At 43.4% G+C, this 19,606-nt stretch carries 18 protein-coding genes; all 18 read left to right on the top strand.

The genetic code is table 11. The features are described from left to right. Positions 1-2: 2 nt before the first annotated feature. The 18 genes from QFZ73_RS03305 to pyrE all read left to right on the top strand — a co-directional run bounded on the left by QFZ73_RS03305 (position 3) and on the right by pyrE (position 19,587). Positions 3-674: a YggS family pyridoxal phosphate-dependent enzyme gene (locus QFZ73_RS03305; RefSeq protein ID WP_307262918.1), complete on the top strand. Its 672-nt coding sequence runs from the start codon at positions 3-5 to the stop codon at positions 672-674. A 21-nt stretch (positions 675-695) separates the two neighbouring features. Continuing rightward, positions 696-1,160: a cell division protein SepF gene (locus tag QFZ73_RS03300; RefSeq protein ID WP_063231922.1), complete on the top strand. Its 465-nt coding sequence runs from the start codon at positions 696-698 to the stop codon at positions 1,158-1,160. A 6-nt stretch (positions 1,161-1,166) separates the two neighbouring features. Next, complete coding sequence (locus tag QFZ73_RS03295; protein WP_251427771.1) at positions 1,167-1,433, top strand: YggT family protein; 267 nt, start codon at positions 1,167-1,169, stop codon at positions 1,431-1,433. 133 nt (positions 1,434-1,566) lie between these two features. Then, positions 1,567-2,340 (top strand): YlmH family RNA-binding protein, encoded by a 774-nt coding sequence (locus tag QFZ73_RS03290; RefSeq protein WP_307262911.1) that lies wholly within the window; start codon positions 1,567-1,569, stop codon positions 2,338-2,340. 85 nt (positions 2,341-2,425) lie between these two features. After that, complete coding sequence (locus tag QFZ73_RS03285) at positions 2,426-2,941, top strand: DivIVA domain-containing protein (protein ID WP_034313857.1); 516 nt, start codon at positions 2,426-2,428, stop codon at positions 2,939-2,941. Positions 2,942-3,335: 394 nt separating this feature from the next. Then, on the top strand, positions 3,336-6,104 hold the full coding sequence (gene ileS / locus QFZ73_RS03280) for an isoleucine--tRNA ligase (protein WP_307262907.1): 2,769 nt from the start codon (positions 3,336-3,338) through the stop codon (positions 6,102-6,104). A gap of 200 nt (positions 6,105-6,304) precedes the next feature. Further along, positions 6,305-6,775: a signal peptidase II gene (gene lspA, locus QFZ73_RS03275; RefSeq protein ID WP_251427780.1), complete on the top strand. Its 471-nt coding sequence runs from the start codon at positions 6,305-6,307 to the stop codon at positions 6,773-6,775. Then, the gene (locus tag QFZ73_RS03270) at positions 6,768-7,685 is read left to right on the top strand and encodes an RluA family pseudouridine synthase (protein ID WP_307262902.1); all 918 of its coding nucleotides are present in this window, start codon (positions 6,768-6,770) and stop codon (positions 7,683-7,685) included. The genes lspA and QFZ73_RS03270 overlap by 8 nt, the downstream gene beginning before the upstream one ends. Positions 7,686-7,881: 196 nt before the next feature. Continuing rightward, the gene (gene pyrR / locus QFZ73_RS03265; RefSeq protein WP_192203975.1) at positions 7,882-8,424 is read left to right on the top strand and encodes a bifunctional pyr operon transcriptional regulator/uracil phosphoribosyltransferase PyrR; all 543 of its coding nucleotides are present in this window, start codon (positions 7,882-7,884) and stop codon (positions 8,422-8,424) included. 175 nt (positions 8,425-8,599) lie between these two features. Continuing rightward, positions 8,600-9,889, top strand: coding sequence for a solute carrier family 23 protein (locus QFZ73_RS03260; RefSeq protein ID WP_307262899.1), 1,290 nt, complete (start codon positions 8,600-8,602; stop codon positions 9,887-9,889). 194 nt (positions 9,890-10,083) lie between these two features. Continuing rightward, positions 10,084-11,019: an aspartate carbamoyltransferase catalytic subunit gene (locus QFZ73_RS03255; RefSeq protein ID WP_251427788.1), complete on the top strand. Its 936-nt coding sequence runs from the start codon at positions 10,084-10,086 to the stop codon at positions 11,017-11,019. Continuing rightward, entirely contained in the window at positions 10,982-12,268 is a 1,287-nt protein-coding gene (locus QFZ73_RS03250) for a dihydroorotase (RefSeq protein ID WP_307262896.1), read from the top strand. Before QFZ73_RS03255 ends, QFZ73_RS03250 begins: the two co-directional genes overlap by 38 nt. Next, on the top strand, positions 12,265-13,371 hold the full coding sequence (locus QFZ73_RS03245; RefSeq protein WP_307262893.1) for a carbamoyl phosphate synthase small subunit: 1,107 nt from the start codon (positions 12,265-12,267) through the stop codon (positions 13,369-13,371). The genes QFZ73_RS03250 and QFZ73_RS03245 overlap by 4 nt, the downstream gene beginning before the upstream one ends. Beyond that, positions 13,350-16,556, top strand: coding sequence for a carbamoyl-phosphate synthase large subunit (carB, locus tag QFZ73_RS03240; protein WP_251427797.1), 3,207 nt, complete (start codon positions 13,350-13,352; stop codon positions 16,554-16,556). Before QFZ73_RS03245 ends, carB begins: the two co-directional genes overlap by 22 nt. Then, positions 16,553-17,332, top strand: coding sequence for a dihydroorotate dehydrogenase electron transfer subunit (locus tag QFZ73_RS03235; RefSeq protein WP_251427800.1), 780 nt, complete (start codon positions 16,553-16,555; stop codon positions 17,330-17,332). Before carB ends, QFZ73_RS03235 begins: the two co-directional genes overlap by 4 nt. Continuing rightward, positions 17,329-18,270: a dihydroorotate dehydrogenase gene (locus QFZ73_RS03230; RefSeq protein ID WP_307262887.1), complete on the top strand. Its 942-nt coding sequence runs from the start codon at positions 17,329-17,331 to the stop codon at positions 18,268-18,270. Before QFZ73_RS03235 ends, QFZ73_RS03230 begins: the two co-directional genes overlap by 4 nt. Continuing rightward, on the top strand, positions 18,242-18,958 hold the full coding sequence (gene pyrF / locus QFZ73_RS03225) for an orotidine-5'-phosphate decarboxylase (RefSeq protein ID WP_251427805.1): 717 nt from the start codon (positions 18,242-18,244) through the stop codon (positions 18,956-18,958). The genes QFZ73_RS03230 and pyrF overlap by 29 nt, the downstream gene beginning before the upstream one ends. Beyond that, positions 18,952-19,587 (top strand): orotate phosphoribosyltransferase, encoded by a 636-nt coding sequence (gene pyrE, locus QFZ73_RS03220; protein WP_251427808.1) that lies wholly within the window; start codon positions 18,952-18,954, stop codon positions 19,585-19,587. The genes pyrF and pyrE overlap by 7 nt, the downstream gene beginning before the upstream one ends. Positions 19,588-19,606: the final 19 nt, after the last annotated feature.

The raw sequence follows: 19,606 nt of genomic DNA, 5'->3' as shown, positions 1-19,606 counted from the left end.
CAGTGAAAGTAGTGGACAATTTAAAGAACATCGAAGAAAAAATAAATATAGCATGTGAAAATAGTGGAAGGGACCGTGCAGCGATAAAGTTGATAGCAGTGACGAAATATGTTTCGGTCGAGAGAGCGAATGAAGCATTGGAAGCGGGAATACTTGATTTGGGTGAAAACCGTGACGAAGGGCTTTTGAATAAATATGAAGTGCTGAAGGACAAGCCCAATTGGCATTATATCGGTTCCATGCAAACACGCAAAGTAAAGAATGTCATCGATAAAATTTCGTATATCCATTCACTGGATCGCATTTCTTTGGCAGAAGAAATTCAAAAACGCGCAAATGAGCCGATAAACTGTTTAGTACAGGTGAATGTTTCTGGTGAGGAATCCAAACATGGTCTGAATCCTGAGGCGACAATGGATTTCATAAAAGGGTTATCTGATTTTGATAAGGTGAATGTTGCAGGATTGATGACGATGGCTCCATTGACCGATGATGAGCAGGTTTTGCGGGAATGCTTCCGGAAACTGAAAGGCATCCAGATTCAAATACAAAGTTTAGAGTTGAAGCACGCCCCCTGCACTGAATTGTCCATGGGCATGTCCAATGATTTCATGATTGCCATTGAGGAAGGCGCTACAATGATCAGGATTGGTACAGCACTTGTAGGCGAATAATTTTAAGGAGGTACGCTATAGATGTCGTTCGTATCAAAATTTAAATCTTATTTCGCGCTGGATGATGAGTATGAGTACAAGGATGAAGTGATGGAAGAAGAGGAGGCTGAACCAAAAGTCGTGAAGTCAGCTAAACAGCAGCAGTCCGCTTCTGCAGGGAATAATACCAATCAGAATATCGTAAGTTTGCAAAGCGTACAGAAATCTTCTAAAGTAGTATTATTGGAGCCTCGTGCTTATGCAGAAGCCCAGGAGGTAGCTGACCATTTAAAAAACAGGCGCGCTGTAGTCGTGAACCTTCAACGGATCCAGCATGACCAAGGAAAGCGAATCATCGATTTTCTAAGTGGGACTGTCTATGCAATCAGCGGGGATATCCAAAAAATCGGAACAGATATATTCTTATGTACCCCGGACAACGTCGATGTTTCCGGTAATATTACCGGCTTCGCCGCCGAAGAGGAGTACGAAGAAGCGAGGTGGTAATGGTTAATGGGTTTAGTGCTTCAGGGTTTATATTATTTAATTGAAATTTATTCAATGGCATTAATCGGTTACATATTGATGTCATGGTTCCCCAATGCAAGGGAGACAGCGATTGGTCAATTTCTGGAAAAAATTTGCGAACCGTATTTAGAACCGTTCAGAAAGTTCATTCCGCCACTTGGCATGATTGATCTTTCACCTCTTGTGGCCTTGCTGGTACTTAATTTTGCCAGCGGTTATGGAATCCATTACTTACAGACATTATTAGGATAATCAACAATCAACCTGACATGCATCTTACTACACAGTCGGAACACTCTCCGCTGTGTAGTTGCAACGCAGAACCGTTTAATCAATTCCTTATGATCGACCATTAATTTGATAACTAAGGAGCATTTATTCAATCATGAGTATTTATCAGCATTTCAGGCCGGAGGAAAAAGATTTTATTGACCAGGCTATGAATTGGATTGATCAGGTTAAAAATTCCTACGCTCCGAAACTATCTGATTTTCTTGATCCGCGTCAGCAGGAAATCCTTACTTCCCTAATAGGTAATGATCCGGAAGTGAAACTGCAATTCAATGGCGGGAGCGATTTCGTAGAGCGAAAACGTGTGCTCATTTACCCTGATTATTACTCTCCTGAACCATCTGATTTCAATATCTCCTTATACGATATCTCCTATCCAAAAAAATTTGTAACGCTTGAACATAGGCAAATACTTGGAACCTTGATGTCACTAGGGGTAAAACGTGAAAAATTTGGTGATATAATAGTGACGGAGGAGCATATTCAATTTATAGCTGCCGAAGAGATGGATTCATATCTCACAGGAAATCTGGAGAAAATAGGTAATGCTTCCGTTTCCATCAAACGGCTTCCAATCGAGAATATCGTCCAAGTTAAGGAAAAATGGGAAGAGCAAGTAACCACCGTCAGTTCTCTAAGGCTTGACAGTGTGCTATCGTCCGTCCTGAATATGTCCCGTCAAAAAACCCAGTCCTTGATTACGTCAGGAAAAGTAAAGGTGAATTTCAAGCAAACGGAAAACGTCTCGGAAGAATGCCGTGAAGGTGATACACTTTCCATCAGAAGTTTTGGCAGATGTAAAATAGCTTCAATCGATGGGAAAACCAAGAAGGATAAGTGGAGAATCTCGTTAGGCAGACAAAAATAATACAATTAAAAGCAGGATTTATGAATTTATTGTCGAATATAGAGTTTTAACATACTAGAGTAGAAACCGTTCTGGAGGTGCCGTAATGCCCTTAACCCCGATAGATATACATAACAAGGAATTTAACAAAGTATTTCGAGGGTATGATGAAGATGAAGTAAATGAATTTCTCGACCAGGTCATTAAAGATTATGAACTGATTTTGAGGGAGAAGAAAGAACTTGAAGATAAACTGAACGAGACTTTTGATCGTTTGGGACATTTTACGACAATTGAGGGTACACTTAACAAGTCGATTATTGTCGCTCAAGAAGCAGCCGAAGAATTAAGGCGCAATGCCCAAAAAGAAGCGAAACTGATCATAAAGGAAGCAGAGAAAAATGCTGACAGGATTGTCAATGAGTCACTTGTGAAAGCAAGGAAAATAGCGATGGATATTGAAGATTTGAAAAAGCAATCCAAAGTATTCCGGACGCGTTTCAAAATGCTTGTAGGTGCACAGCTGGATTTGCTGGACAATGACGATTGGGATCATCTTCTGGATTATGAAGTGGATGCAACTGAAATAGAATTAAATGAGAGAGTGGAAGAGGAAATTTAAACGATTCCTTGACTTTGAACACTTTTTTCGCATATAATTTTTTAACAATACTATTCATTATGAAATTAGACGATGACAGGGAAAGTAAATTCTTCACACACTTATTTTTAGCGAACCGGGGATGGTGAAAGCCCGGAATAAGCGAAGACATTGAAGATCACCCTTGAGTTCTGAGTTGAACCTGCTTTTGCAGTAAGTAAATGAAGCGTTTCATTCACGTTACGAATGCTCGAGAGGTTGGATTCACTTTGTGAATCTTTCTAGCCAGGGTGGTACCGCGGGAAGCGAAGCTTTCTCGTCCCTTTTTTAGGGATGAGAGGGCTTTTTATTTTGGCCGGATATCAAGTCATCGGTTCGAATGAATTTTTTTAAAAGACGGATGGAGGATTTTATGATGGAATACAAAGATACCTTATTGATGCCTAAAACTGAATTTCCAATGCGGGGGAATTTGCCTAAACGTGAACCGGAGATCCAAGAAAAATGGAAAGAAATGAACATCTATAAAAAAGTGCAAGAACAAACGGAAGGACGTCCTTTATTCATTTTGCATGATGGACCTCCATATGCCAACGGCGATATCCATATGGGCCATGCAATGAATAAGGTTTTAAAGGATTTCATTGTCCGATTTAAATCGATGAGCGGTTTTCAAGCACCGTATGTACCTGGCTGGGATACACATGGGCTTCCAATCGAAACGGCATTGACGAAAAAAGGCGTGAAACGGAAAGAAATGAGCGTTGCCGAATTCAGAAAGCTTTGTGAAGAGTATGCTTATGGTCAGATTAACAATCAACGTGAGCAGTTTAAGAGAATAGGGGTCCGTGGTGATTGGGAAAATCCTTATATTACATTAAAGCCTGAATATGAAGCACAGCAAATCAAGGTATTCGGTGAAATGGCGAAAAAAGGCTACATTTATAAAGGGAAAAAACCTGTATACTGGTCCCCATCAAGTGAATCAGCACTAGCCGAAGCTGAAATTGAATATCAAGATAAACGCTCTGCGTCGATCTATGTTGCTTTTGAAGTCACAGATGGCAAAGGTGTAATCGATGAAGGCGTCAAAATCATCATCTGGACGACAACTCCATGGACGATTCCGGCTAATCTTGGTATCTCATTGCATCCACAATTAAATTATGTAGTAGTGGCTGTCGAAAATGAAAAATTCTTACTTGCTGAGGCACTGCTGGAATCGGTTACGGAAACATTAGGCTGGGAAAACCCGTCTATCCTGAAATCAGTAAAAGGAAGCGAGTTGGACCGTGCTGTTGCCAAACATCCTCTTTATGATCGCGAATCTTTAGTGATGTTAGGTGAGCACGTAACGACTGAAGCTGGAACGGGATGTGTTCATACTGCTCCTGGCCATGGTGAAGATGACTTTATCATTGGGCAAAAATATGGCTTGGACGTACTTTGTCCTGTAGATGAAAAAGGAGTCATGACGGAAGAGGCAGGGGAATTTGCCGGATTATTTTATGATCAAGCGAATAAACCGATTACCGAAAAATTAACTGAAGCAGGCGCGTTATTGAAATTGACGTTCATTACGCACTCTTACCCACATGACTGGCGGACGAAGAAGCCAACGATCTTCCGTGCAACAGCACAATGGTTCGCGTCAATCAAAGACTTCCGCAGTGAACTTCTGGAAGCGATTGAAGAAACCAAATGGGTACCGGCTTGGGGCGAAACCCGCCTATTCAATATGGTCCGTGACCGCGGGGATTGGTGTATTTCCCGCCAACGCGCTTGGGGCGTGCCAATTCCAGTGTTTTATGCAGAAAATGGCGAGCCGATCATTACGGATGAAACCATCAACCATATTTCAAACCTATTCCGCGAACACGGTTCAAACATCTGGTTTGAGCGTGAAGCGAAAAATCTTCTGCCTGAAGGCTTTACACATGAAGGCAGCCCGAATGGTATCTTCACGAAAGAAACGGATATCATGGACGTATGGTTCGATTCCGGTTCTTCTCATCAAGCGGTACTTGAAGAAAGAGACGACTTGCAACGCCCTGCTGACCTTTATTTAGAAGGGTCCGATCAATATCGCGGCTGGTTTAACTCATCACTTTCAACAAGTGTTGCGGTTACAGGCAAAGCACCATATAAAGGTGTGCTTAGCCACGGGTTCGCATTGGATGGCGAAGGCCGTAAAATGAGTAAGTCGATTGGAAACGTTGTACTGCCATCGAAGGTCATGAACCAACTTGGTGCAGATATCTTACGCCTTTGGGTAGCTTCGGTGGATTACCAATCGGATGTCAGGGTTTCCGATCCTATTTTAAAACAAGTTTCGGAAGTTTACCGTAAAATCCGTAATACATTCCGCTTCCTGCTAGGGAACTTGGATGGATTCAATCCAAAAACCGATAAAGTGGCAGTCCAGGAATTGCCTGAAGTCGATCGATACATGCTAGTTAAATTGAATAAACTGATCAAACAGTCGAAGCTAAGTTATGAAAATTATGAGTTTGCTACAATTTATAATATGGTCAATAATTTCTGTACACAGGATTTAAGTTCGTTCTACCTTGATTATGCAAAAGACATTCTTTATTGTGAAGCACCAAATGGTAAAGAGCGTTTGGCCATCCAAACGGTCCTTTACGAATCATTGGTCAGCTTAACGAAATTGGTGTCACCGATCCTCTCTCATACAGCTGATGAAGTATGGGCGTTCATTCCGGGTGTAACGGAAGAAAGTGTACAGTTGACATTGATGCCTGAAGAAATTTCCATTGATGATGCTGAGATCATTGAAGAAAAATGGACGGCGTTCATGGAAGTCCGTGATAATGTTCTGAAAGCATTAGAAGAAGCCCGTAACCAGAAGGTCATCGGAAAATCACTGAACGCTAAAGTGATGGTATTTGTTAATGAAGAAACGAAGAATCTGCTTGATGGCATCAAGGAAAGCTTTGAACAGCTGTTCATCGTATCCGATTTCGAAATCGCTGGCGATGTGGCAAGTGCCCCAGCAGAAGCGGTTAAACTTGAGGATATAGCGATCCTTGTTACAAAAGCAGAAGGTGAAACGTGTGAACGTTGCTGGAATGTTTCGAAGGAAGTAGGTCAAGTGGAAGAACATCCAACACTTTGCCCGCGTTGCGCTACAGTCGTGAAAGAGCATTACGTGAATCAATAAATCCCACAAAAAAGCCGGTCCCTTTATGAAGGGCCGGCTTTTTTGTGGGAATGAAAGCTGAAATCTGGAATTTTGCCTTTATTGAATCTTCCTTATATTCTTCAGATACAGTTAGCAACTTCTGTTTTTCGGATTAGTCATTATTTCTAGTTTATGCTACAATTCAAAAGTGAAGATTTGATTAGTTTGGGGGAAAAAATGTGTTTTATTATTTGATTGCCCTTTTGGTCATAGCTCTCGATCAGCTGACAAAATGGATGATTGTGAAAAAAATGGAGTACGGAGAAAGCATTGAAATTATTGAAAACCTTCTATATATCACCTCGCATCGTAATCGTGGGGCAGCATGGGGAATTCTACAAGGTCAAATGTGGTTTTTCTACATCATCACCATCGCTGTCATTATTGGACTTGTCTATTATATTCAGAAAATGGCGAAGGAAAGCATTTTGCTTGGAGTTGCACTTGCTCTCATGCTAGGCGGTGCAATTGGTAATTTCATCGATCGTGTTTCTCGTCAGGAAGTAGTGGATTTCGTTCATACCTATATTTTCAGCTACAGTTTCCCGGTATTTAATGTTGCTGATGCTGCGCTTTCAATTGGTGTCGGACTGCTCGTGATTCATATGTTTTTAGAAGAAAAAAACGCTAAGGAGAAAGATAATGGATAAAAGGTTATACAGCATCGATGAAACACTAAAAGGAGTTAGGATTGATAAGGCTCTTTCCACTTTGAATGAGGAATGGTCGCGTACTCAGGTCCAGCAATGGATTAAGGATGATCATGTTTTGGTAAATGGCACGGCGATAAAGACGAATTACAAAGCTATTCCTGGCGATACAATCGAAGTGACGATTCCTGATCTTGAGGAATTGGATGCGGTAGCAGAGGAAATGGATTTGGATATCTATTATGAAGATGCAGATGTACTCGTGGTTAATAAACCGAGCGGTATGGTCGTCCATCCGGCACCGGGACATGTATCTGGCACGCTTGTAAATGGATTGATGGCTCACTGCAAGGATCTTTCTGGAATCAACGGTGTCATGCGGCCTGGAATCGTCCATCGGATCGACAAAGACACATCAGGTCTATTGATGGTTGCCAAAAATGATATGGCACATGAAAAACTGGTACAGCAGCTTGTTGACAAAACGGTTACCCGTAAGTATCAAGCTGTAGTACATGGTGTGATCCCTCATGACTTCGGAACGATCGATGCACCGATCGGCCGAGATAAAAAAGATCGCCAAAGCATGACTGTCACAGATTCGAATTCCAAAAATGCTGTCACGCATTTCCGTGTCATCGAACGCTTCAAGGCTTTCACTTTGGTGGAATGCCAGCTTGAAACAGGAAGGACACATCAAATCCGTGTTCACATGAAATACATTGGCTTCCCACTAGCGGGAGATCCGAAATATGGTCCGAAAAAGACCCTGAAATTAGATGGACAAGCGTTGCACGCCGGTCTTCTAGGTTTCATTCATCCACGTACAAATGAGTATATGGAATTCGAAGCTCCGATTCCGGAAGAGTTTGAAAATCTAATTAATCAATTGCGTAGAAGTAAGGATTGACAAATTCGTTTTTCTGATATATTATAATATCAACTTAATAAGAACCTTTAACACAGTTCAGAGAGACTGAGAAGGAAACGGATACGCAAAGTGGGATAATTCTGCCCATGGCGAAAAAATCCTCATGCCTTCTTGGCATGAGGATTTTTTGTTGAAATTGACCTATCAGAAAAATGGAATCGGGGTGGCCGACGTGTTGAATGAGAAAGCCATAGTACTTGATGAGCAGGCCATTAGCAGAGCCTTGACGAGAATTGCCCATGAAATTATTGAGAAAAATAAGGGGATTGAGGATTGCGTCTTAATCGGGATACGTACACGCGGGATTTTCCTCGCTGACCGACTTGCAAAGCGCATCAATCAAATAGAAGGCAAGGAAATAGAACTGGGTGAACTGGATATTACACTTTATCGCGATGACCTTTCGAAAAAGACCAATGATGGGGAACCCATCGTAAAAGGCTCAGATATTCCGGTTAATATCACTGACAAGAAAGTGATTTTAGTGGATGATGTTCTTTTCACAGGCAGAACCGTTAGAGCGGCAATGGATGCTCTGGTGGATTTAGGAAGACCTTCGCAGATCCAGCTTGCCGTATTAGTAGATAGGGGACATAGGGAATTGCCGATTCGTGCGGATTTCGTCGGTAAAAACGTTCCGACTTCCCAATCTGAAAAAATTACGGTTACTTTAACAGAAGTTGATGAAGTGGATCAAGTTACTATATTAGAAAACTAAACAACATGAAAATTTCATATTACCCTTTTAAAGACAGTCCAGAGAGGCTGGCAAAGGGGAGTCAATCGGGAGGGCTGTGCCTATGCATAGGAATTCGCCTTCTGAGAAACCCTCTTTGTATACCGCAAAGAGGGTTTTTGCAGTTTTGATGGAATTTTCATGAGGGGGATACGATATGGAAGAAACAAAAAGGGACATAGTACTGGATGTCGAGGACGTGCCAAAGGCTGGCCAGTGGATTACGTTAAGCATCCAGCATTTGTTCGCCATGTTCGGTGCAACGGTGCTGGTTCCTTTCTTGGTAGGATTAAGCCCGGCGGTAGCACTGGTTTCAAGCGGATTGGGCACACTTTCATACTTATTGATAACCAAAGGTCAGATACCAGCTTATCTCGGTTCATCTTTCGCTTTCATTACGCCAATCATCGCGGCAAAGGCCTTAGGAGGTCCGGAAGCGGCCATGATCGGCTGTTTTGCAGCAGGGTTCATATATGGGATAGTAGCTTTGATTATCCAAAAAGTCGGATTGCGCTGGTTAATGAATATACTTCCTCCGGTTGTGGTGGGTCCGGTGATTATCGTAATCGGATTAAGCCTTGCCGGAACGGCCGTGGACATGGCCATGTATGATCCACAAGATAAATACAGCGTAACATATATAGTAATTGCACTGATCACTTTAGCGGTAACCATCATCTGTAACGTGTTCTTTAAGGGATTCATTAACTTGATCCCCATTTTAATGGGAATCATAGTGGGCTACGGCTGTTCGGCTGTTGCAGGAATAATAGATTATGAACCGATCAAGTCGGCACAATGGTGGGAAATGCCTGAATTCATGTTTCCATATGTAACCTATAAACCGTCCTTCTCATGGGAAGTAATTGCCATCATGGTACCGGTCGCCATCGTAACTTTATCAGAACATATCGGACACCAGATGGTACTGAGCAAAGTAGTCGGCAGAAACTTTTTGGAAAAGCCAGGTTTGCATCGTTCGATTTTAGGAGATGGAGCAGGAATCATGATTGGTTCCTTCATCGGTGGGCCGCCGCTGACTTCATATGGCGAAAATATTGGGGTCCTGACTATGACTAAGGCGTACAGTGTGTATATCATCGGAGGGGCAGCATTGACTGCAATCATCTTTGGCTTTAACGGCAAGATTTCAGCAGTCATCAGCTCGATACCTACAGCTGTGATGGGCGGCATTTCCATCTTGCTCTTCGGCATCATCGCATCAAGTGGTTTGAGGATGCTGATTGATAATAAGGTCGATTTTGACAAGAAAAGAAACCTGATGATAGCTTCAGTCATCCTGGTATTAGGAATCGGAGGAGCGTTCGTACAACTATCGGAAACGGTATCGCTTTCCGGAATGGCACTTTCAGCCATCGTCGGAATCCTTCTTAACTTGATTCTTCCGGACCGGGAAAAAATATCCGGAGATATATTTGAAAAATAAGATACTGCATCAAAACAATAAATCACCTTTTAAAAGAAGTCCAGAGAGGCTTAAAAGGGTGTTGCTGTAAAGATGAATGAGAACGGGATAAAGAGTAAACCCCATGTCCTCACAATCTTTATGACCTACACCCTGTCCTTAATGGCGGGGCGTTTTTTATGCCCCGCATCACAAATGTGAAAGGAGCAGGATCGATGAAAAAATTATTGACCATGAATGAATTGTCTTTAACTGAAATTGAAAGAATTTTACATGAGGCAGAGTGTTTTGCCAACGGATCTAGCTGGAATCCAAAACAGCAGACCACAGTTGCCAACCTTTTCTTTGAACCAAGTACACGTACAAAATCAAGCTTTGAAATGGCTGAAAGAAAATTGGGACTTGAGGTCATTCCTTTTGATGCGGGTACATCATCCGTGTTAAAAGGCGAAACCTTATATGACACTGTTAAAACGTTAGAAGCAATAGGTGTAAATGCCTTGATCATCCGTCATGAACAGGATAATTATTTTGACGAATTGAATGAGAAGATCGGGATTCCAATAATCAATGCAGGGGATGGCTGTGGAAATCACCCAACCCAATCCTTACTGGACTTATTGACGATAAAACAAGAATTTAAAAGTTTCAATGGGCTGAAGATTGCGATAATCGGTGATGTGAGGCATAGTCGGGTTGCAAAATCGAATGCAGAAGCATTAACTCGTTTAGGAGCGAATGTCGTATTTTCGGGTCCGCCTGAATGGTTTGACAGAACAAGCAGTTTAGGAAGGTATGAAGACATCGATCATGCGGTTGCTACATCGGATGTGGTCATGCTGCTCAGAATACAGCATGAAAGGCATATTGAAAAATACGATCAGGAAAATGGAGATTATCTGGAAAGTTTCGGCCTGACCAAACAACGTGAAAAAAATATGAAACCGGATGCGATCATCATGCATCCTGCACCAATAAACCGCGGTGTTGAAATAGACAGTGATTTAGTCGAATGCAGCCGCTCAAGAATTTTCAAACAAATGGAGAATGGCGTGTTCATTAGAATGGCCGTATTAAAAAATGTGCTTGAACAATCCGAAGGGGGAAACATTCATGAAAACAGTAATCAAAAATGGAGTATTGCTAGATAATAAAAACTCATTCAAAAAAGCGGACATTGAAATAGAAGGCAAGGTCATCACAAAAATCGGCGAGAACTTGGCAACGGAAAATTGTAAAGTTGTTGACGCTGAAGGGTTACTTATTACCTCAGGTTTTGTTGATCTACATGTCCATTTACGCGAACCGGGCGGTGAACATAAAGAAACAATAGCAAGTGGAACGCTTGCAGCGGCAAGAGGCGGTTTCACAACGGTAGCGGCGATGCCTAATACAAGGCCAGTTCCTGATACAGTGGAGAACCTTGAGGCGCTTAACAGGAAAATTGAAGAAACGGCTCATGTCAGGGTACTTCCATATGCATCCATAACGATTAGGGAGGCAGGCAAGGAGTTGACCGATTTTACTTCGTTAAAACAAACAGGTGCTTTCGCCTTTACGGACGATGGCGTAGGAATTCAAGAAGCGGGGATGATGCTGGAAGCGATGAAACGGGCAGCCGCTCAAGATATGGCCATTGTTGCCCATTGTGAAGACAACAGCTTAATCAATAAAGGCTCCGTCCATGAAGGAAGATTTTCAAAAGAACAGGGGATAAATGGAATTCCGTCCGTATGTGAAGCTGTACATATTGCCCGGGATATCCTCCTTGCTGAAGCTGCGGACTGCCATTATCACGTTTGCCATATATCCACGAAGGAATCGGTAAGGACGGTAAGGGATGCCAAACGCGCCGGTATCCGCGTCACAGCCGAAGTTACACCGCATCACTTATTATTGTGTGAAGATGATATACCGGGACTTGATACGAATTATAAAATGAACCCGCCATTAAGGGGCCGTGAAGATCGGGATGCGTTAATAGAAGGACTGCTTGACGGAACCATTGATTTTATAGCAACAGACCATGCCCCGCATGCCGCTGAGGAGAAAGCGCAGGGAATGCAGCTGGCTCCTTTCGGAATAGTGGGATTGGAAACGGCCTTCCCGCTGCTTTACACCGAATTGGTTAAAAAAGGCGTCATAACATTAAAGCAATTGATCGATTTCATGACAATCAAACCATCTGAAAGTTTCTCCCTTCCTTATGGAGAGCTAAAGGAAGGTGCTGCTGCGGATATCGTGCTCATCGATTTGGAAACGGAAAAAGAAATTAATACTGAAGAGTTTGCTTCAAAAGGAAAAAATACACCTTTTGATGAAAAGAAATGTTATGGCTGGCCAGTCATGACGATTGCGGAAGGAAAAATAGCTTGGGAAAAAGGACGTGTTCAAGGATGAAAAGACAGCTAATTTTAGAAGACGGGACAGTATTCCTTGGGGAAGCATTCGGAGGGGACGTAGAAAAAATAGGTGAAGTCGTTTTTAACACAGGAATGACGGGGTACCAGGAGATTCTATCCGATCCATCCTATTGCGGTCAAATCGTTACACTTACGTATCCATTAATCGGGAACTACGGGATAAACCGGGATGACTTTGAATCCATCAATCCAGCGATATCAGGATTCGTCGTGAAGGAAACAGCAGAACTTCCTTCCAACTGGCGGAACCAATTATCACTTGATGAATATCTGAAAATGAAGAACATACCTGGAATAAGCGGAATCGATACGAGAAAGCTGACAAGAATCATCAGGAAATCAGGTGCACTTAAAGGGGCGCTCTGCAATATCAATAAAGATGCAAAAGAAGTGGTTTCCCAGTTGAAAGCAACGGTGATCCCTTCTAATCAAGTTAAACAGGTTTCAACAAAAGCACCTTATTCCAGCCCGGGCAGAGGCCCGCGGGTAGTTCTTGTAGACTATGGCATGAAGCATGGGATTTTACGTGAGTTGACGAAACGCGGCTGTGATGTCGTGGTTGTGCCTTATAACGTCACGGCCGAAGAAGTGATGCAATATCATCCGGATGGCGTGATGCTTTCGAATGGTCCTGGAGATCCGAAAAGTGTTCATGAGACGCTTGAAATGATCCGTACAATCCAAACTCAAGTGCCATTATTCGGGATCTGTTTAGGACATCAATTATTCGCACTTGCAAACGGGGCGGATACGGAAAAATTGAAATTCGGCCATCGAGGTTCTAATCATCCGGTTAGGGATCTTCGTACCGGAAAGGTATCCATCACATCTCAAAATCATGGATATACAGTAGAAGAGCTTTCCATTGAAAATACAGATCTTATTGTGACACATACAGCATTGAATGATGATACGATTGAAGGTCTGCGCCATAAAAAGTATCCGGCTTTCACCGTACAATATCACCCGGAAGCATCACCAGGGCCGGAAGATGCCAACTACTTATTCAATGAATTCTTACAAATGATTGAAGCTGCAACCAACAAGGGGGAAGAAACATGCCAAAACGCACTGATATAAAAAGCATCCTAGTAATTGGTTCCGGTCCGATCGTCATCGGACAGGCCGCCGAGTTCGATTATGCAGGAACCCAAGCGTGTATAGCCTTAAAAGAAGAAGGCTATCGAGTGATCCTGATTAACTCTAACCCTGCTACAATCATGACAGACACTGAAATGGCTGACGCGGTTTATATCGAACCGATCACATTGGAATTTGTCAGCAAAATCATTCGTAAAGAGCGCCCTGATGCCCTGTTACCTACCTTGGGCGGACAGACTGGCTTGAACATGGCCGTCGAGCTTGCCGAATCAGGAATCCTGGAAGAGTGCAATGTCCAAATTCTTGGGACCAAACTTTCAGCTATCCAACAAGCGGAAGACCGTGACCTTTTCCGTACGCTAATGAACGATCTAGGGGAACCAGTACCTGATAGCGACATTATTCATAACTTGCAAGAAGCTTATACATTCGTTGAACGAGTCGGCTACCCAGTCATTGTTCGTCCTGCCTTCACGCTTGGCGGAACAGGCGGTGGGATTTGTGATAACGAAGAGCAGCTGATCGAGATTGTTGAGGGTGGCCTGAAAAGCAGCCCGGTACACCAATGTCTGCTTGAGAAGAGCATTGCCGGTTTCAAAGAAGTGGAATATGAAGTGATGCGTGATTCGAATGATAATGCGATAGTCGTTTGTAATATGGAAAACTTCGATCCTGTCGGTGTCCATACAGGAGATTCAATTGTTGCCGCACCAAGCCAAACATTAAGTGACAGAGAGTACCAAATGCTTCGAAATACGTCTTTGAAGATTATCCGTGCCTTGAAGATTGAAGGTGGATGTAATGTTCAGCTGGCGCTGGATCCAAACAGCTATCAATATTATGTCATTGAAGTGAACCCAAGGGTCAGCCGTTCTTCTGCACTTGCTTCAAAAGCGACAGGATATCCAATTGCAAAGCTTGCAGCAAAGATAGCCGTTGGTTTGACGCTCGATGAAATGATGAACCCTGTCACTGGCAAAACCTATGCCAGCTTTGAACCGGCACTGGACTATGTCGTTACGAAAATTCCGCGCTGGCCATTTGATAAGTTCGAAAGCGCCAACCGTAGGCTCGGGACCCAAATGAAGGCGACCGGAGAAGTCATGGCAATCGGACGAACATTCGAGGAATCCATCTTAAAAGCTGTCCGTTCCCTTGAAGCGGGTTTATACCATCTTAATTTGAATGACGAGTTTGAAGATGGGAAAATAGAGAAACGGATCCGAAAAGCGGGAGATGAACGGTTATTCTATATCGGTGAAGCATTAAGAAGGGGAATAACGATCGAAACAATACACGAATGGAGCCAGATTGATTTATTCTTCTTGCATAAGTTGAAAAAGATCATCGACTTTGAAAAGCAGCTTAAAGAACATTCTTTTGACTGTGAAGTACTGCAAAAGGCTAAAGAACTAGGATTTTCTGACAAAACGATTGCAGAAATATGGGGAGTTCCAGAAATTGACGTCTATGAGTACCGGAAACAGCAAGGAATCATCCCTGTTTACAAAATGGTTGATACATGTGCTGCGGAATTCGAATCGGAAACACCGTATTTTTATGGGACATACGAAGATGAGAATGAATCCATCGTTACTGACAAGAAAAGTGTCATAGTTCTGGGATCAGGCCCAATTAGGATCGGGCAAGGAGTAGAGTTTGATTATGCGACCGTACATTCGGTATGGGCCATTAAAGAAGCTGGATATGAAGCGATCATCATCAACAACAATCCCGAAACGGTTTCGACGGATTTCAGTATCTCCGACAAACTTTATTTCGAACCATTGACTATTGAAGATGTCATGCATGTCATCGATTTGGAAAAACCGGAAGGGGTCATCGTCCAGTTTGGCGGACAGACAGCAATCAACCTTGCTGATGGTCTTGTTGAAAGAGGAGTGAAGATCCTTGGTACTTCACTTGAAGACCTGGATAGGGCGGAAAATCGCAATAAATTCGAAAGAGCACTTAAGGATTTAGGCATTCCGCAGCCAAAGGGTAAAACCGCGACATCGGTTGATGAAGCGATCGTCATCGCTGAAGATATTGGTTACCCGGTTTTAGTTAGGCCATCGTATGTTCTCGGAGGAAGAGCGATGGAAATCGTCTATAAACAAGAAGAATTGCTGCATTACATGAAAAATGCCGTGAAAATAAATCCGGATCATCCTGTCCTGATAGACCGCTACTTAACGGGTAAGGAAATCGAAGTCGATGGAATTTCCGATGGCGAAACGGTCGTTATCCCTGGAATCATGGAGCATATCGAACGTGCCGGCGTCCATTCAGGTGATTCGATTGCAGTCTACCCGCCTCAAAATTTAACGGAAAAACAAAAAGAAGTAATCATCGATTATACGACCCGATTGGCAAAAGGTTTGAATATAATTGGTCTCTTGAACATTCAATATGTCATCAGCAATGAAGAAGTGTATGTGATTGAAGTAAATCCACGTTCAAGCCGAACCGTTCCATTCTTAAGTAAAATTACGAACGTGCCGATGGCTAACTTAGCCACGAAGGTCATCTTGGGCCACACACTTGAAAGCCAAGGTTACAAATCGGGGTTAGTGCCAGAACAAACTGGGGTCTATGTGAAAGTGCCGGTCTTCTCTTTTGCAAAATTAAGAGGTGTGGACATCTCACTCGGACCTGAAATGAAATCGACTGGTGAAGTAATGGGGAAAGATAGCACCCTTGAAAAGGCTTTATACAAAGGGCTGGTCGCTTCCGGTTTCAAAATTGAGGGGCATGGTTCGGTGTTATTGACGATATCTGATAAAGATAAGCAAGAAGCGCTGCTTTTAGCAAGACGTTTCCATAATATCGGTTTCAAGCTGATAGCCACCAGCGGTACTGCTGCCCTATTGGAGCAATCCGGCATCCCGACTGCGATTGTCGGCAAAATTGGCGAAGAAGGTACAAACCTGCTGGATGTTATCCGGAACGGGGAAGCACAATTTGTCATAAATACTTTGACCAAAGGAAAGCAGCCGGAACGAGATGGTTTCAGAATCCGACGTGAATCGGTTGAAAATGGAGTGACATGCCTAACATCACTTGATACGGCAGAAGCCATTTTAAGAGTGATAGAATCCATGACCTTCTCGGCAGAAGCAATGGGAAAAACGGAAAAAAGTCGTGAGGTGAGCTATATATGATCAAGAAGGAAAGAATGAAGGTGTTAAATCATAAGGAACTGGCCCCATCCATTTTTGAACTTACCTTGCAAGGTGAATTGGTTTCAGAGATGAATCAGCCAGGCCAGTTTGTCCAAGTCAAGACAACAGATGGCACTGAGCCATTGTTAAGACGCCCGATTTCAATTTCTTCTTACAACAACAGTGATAAACAGTTCACGATGATATACCGGGCTGAAGGTAAAGGAACGACGCTGTTATCACAGCGTAAAGAGGCGGAAGCGGTCGATATCCTTGGACCCCTTGGCAACGGATTTCCCGTTCATGAGGCCAAAAAGGGCGAAACGGCATTATTGGTTGGTGGCGGGATTGGGGTCCCGCCCCTGTATCAATTATCACGGATGTTGGTTGCGAAAGGTGTTAAGGTAATCCATGTATTGGGCTTCCAGACCAAGTCAGCCATCTTTTACGAAAAAGAATTCAGTGAATTGGGTGATACCCATATTGCCACGGTGGATGGTTCATATGGGACAAAAGGATTTGTTACGACTGTAATAGACAACCTGGAGCAAGAGTTTGCAACGATCTTTTCATGCGGGCCTACACCAATGTTAAGAGCGTTGGAAGCGGGCTATCGTGAGAAAAAGCTTTACCTGTCCCTTGAGGAAAGGATGGGGTGCGGCATCGGTGCATGCTTTGCCTGCGTGTGTCATACAGGGGATGATCCAACTGGTTTCAGTTATAAAAAGGTATGCAGCGATGGACCCGTATTCCGGGCAGGAGAGGTGGTATTATGAGCAGGCTTTCAGTTGAATTACCAGGATTACATTTGAAAAACCCGGTCATGCCAGCATCTGGATGCTTTGGATTCGGCCGTGAATACAGTCAATTTTTCGACTTGGATATTCTTGGGGCGATCATGATCAAAGCGACCACTCCTGAGCCGAGGTTCGGTAACCCGACTCCGCGTGTTGCGGAAACCTCTTCGGGAATGCTCAACGCCATCGGCCTGCAGAATCCAGGTTTAGAAAAGGTCATCAGTGAAGAACTGGCCTGGCTAGGTGGATATGATGTTCCCATCATCGCCAACGTGGCGGGTTCGCAAATAGCTGACTATGTAAAAGTTGCCCGTGATATAAGTAAGGCGGGGAATGTCAAAGCACTTGAATTGAATATCTCTTGTCCGAATGTAAAAGAGGGAGGCATAGCTTTCGGTACGGTTCCGGAAGTTGCCAAAGAGGTAACCAGGGCGGTCAAGGAAGTATCTTCCGTCCCTGTATATGTGAAGCTTTCACCGAATGTCAGTAATATTGTGGAAATGGCCAAAGCTGTAGAAGAAGGCGGCGCCGACGGGTTGACAATGATAAATACATTAGTCGGCATGCGGCTGGATTTAAAAACTGGCAAACCGATCCTTTCTAACAGAACGGGTGGGTTATCTGGTCCTGCAATAAAACCTGTTGCGCTCCGGATGATTTATGAGGTAAGCCAGCAAGTGTCGATTCCAATAATCGGAATGGGCGGCATCGCTACAGCGGAAGACGTCATTGAATTTTTCTATGCGGGTGCAAGTGCTGTTGCGGTGGGAACCGCAAACTTCGTGGATCCCTTTGTATGTCCGACCATCATCGAGGAATTACCGAAATTGTTGGATGAGCTGGGATTTGACCATATTTCAGAATGTACCGGAAGGAGCTGGAAGCAGAATGAAACAGTCACTAATCATCGCTCTTGATTTCCCTGACCTCATTCAAACAGAAGAATTCCTAAAACAGTTCCAATCGGAAAAACTCGCTGTAAAAGTGGGGATGGAATTATTTTATCAGAATGGACCATCAATAATTTCTTTCGTAAAAGAGCAAGGCCACGATGTGTTTTTGGACTTGAAGCTTCATGATATTCCGAATACGGTCAAAATGGCCATGACAGGATTGGCCACTTTAGGTGCTGACATGGTCAATGTACATGCGGCTGGTGGACAAAAGATGATGGAAGCGGCCATGGAAGGTCTGGATAAGGGAACGTCCGCCGGTAAAAAACGTCCATTATGCATAGCGGTTACCCAACTGACGAGCACGTCACAAGAACAAATGAATGTTGAGCAAAACATTGCCGGATCTCTGGAGGATTCGGTCCTCCATTATGCAAAACTTACTCAACAGGCAGGATTGGATGGCGTCGTCTGTTCCACCCATGAAGTAAAGAACATACATGAACGCATCGGTCATGGATTCTTAACGGTCACACCTGGAATCCGAAGTGCAGGTGGACAGACGCATGATCAAAAGAGAATAGCCACGCCTGAACAGGCTAGGGATTTTGGAGCGGATGCCATCGTTGTAGGGAGAGCCATAACGGGGGCGGCAGATCCATTAAGGGCTTATTTGGATATGAAAGCAGCTTGGGAGGGAATATCATGTTAAATAATAAGATAGCAGAACATCTATTGGAAATAAAAGCAGTATACCTACAGCCGAATGACCCCTTTACTTGGGCATCTGGAATTCAATCACCCATTTATTGTGACAACCGCTTAACCCTTTCATACCCAGAGGTTCGCAATGAAATAGCGGAAGGATTGAAAGGATTGATTGAACAGCATTTCCCTGAGGCTGAACTGATTGCAGGCACAGCAACTGCCGGCATTCCGCATGCAGCTTGGGTGAGTGAAAAATTAAATGCACCGATGTGCTATGTTCGATCCAAGGCCAAGGAGCACGGAAAGGGCAATCAAATCGAAGGCCGCGCAGTTCCAGGACAAAAAGTGGTGGTTGTGGAAGACTTGATTTCCACCGGCGGAAGTGTGATTACTGCTGTTAACGCGCTGAAACAAGCTGGCTGTGATGTTCTAGGAGTCGTTTCGATCTTTACTTACGAATTGGAAAAGGGAAAAGAAAAATTCGATGCTGAGGGCATTATTAACCATTCGCTGAGTGACTACTCGACTTTGATAAAAGTCGCCAATGAAAAAGGGTACATCACAGCAGAAGAATTGGAAAAGCTAAAAAAATGGCGGGAAAATCCGGCTGATACGGCTTGGATTTCAGCATGAAAATAGAGGTGGCCCAATC

Source organism: Peribacillus sp. V2I11, assembly GCF_030817135.1.
In the GTDB taxonomy this organism is placed as follows: Bacteria; Bacillota; Bacilli; order Bacillales; family DSM-1321; genus Peribacillus; species Peribacillus simplex.
The sequence above is the reverse complement of the archived record's forward strand: the minus strand, read 5'-3'. Positions and strand labels throughout refer to the sequence as shown.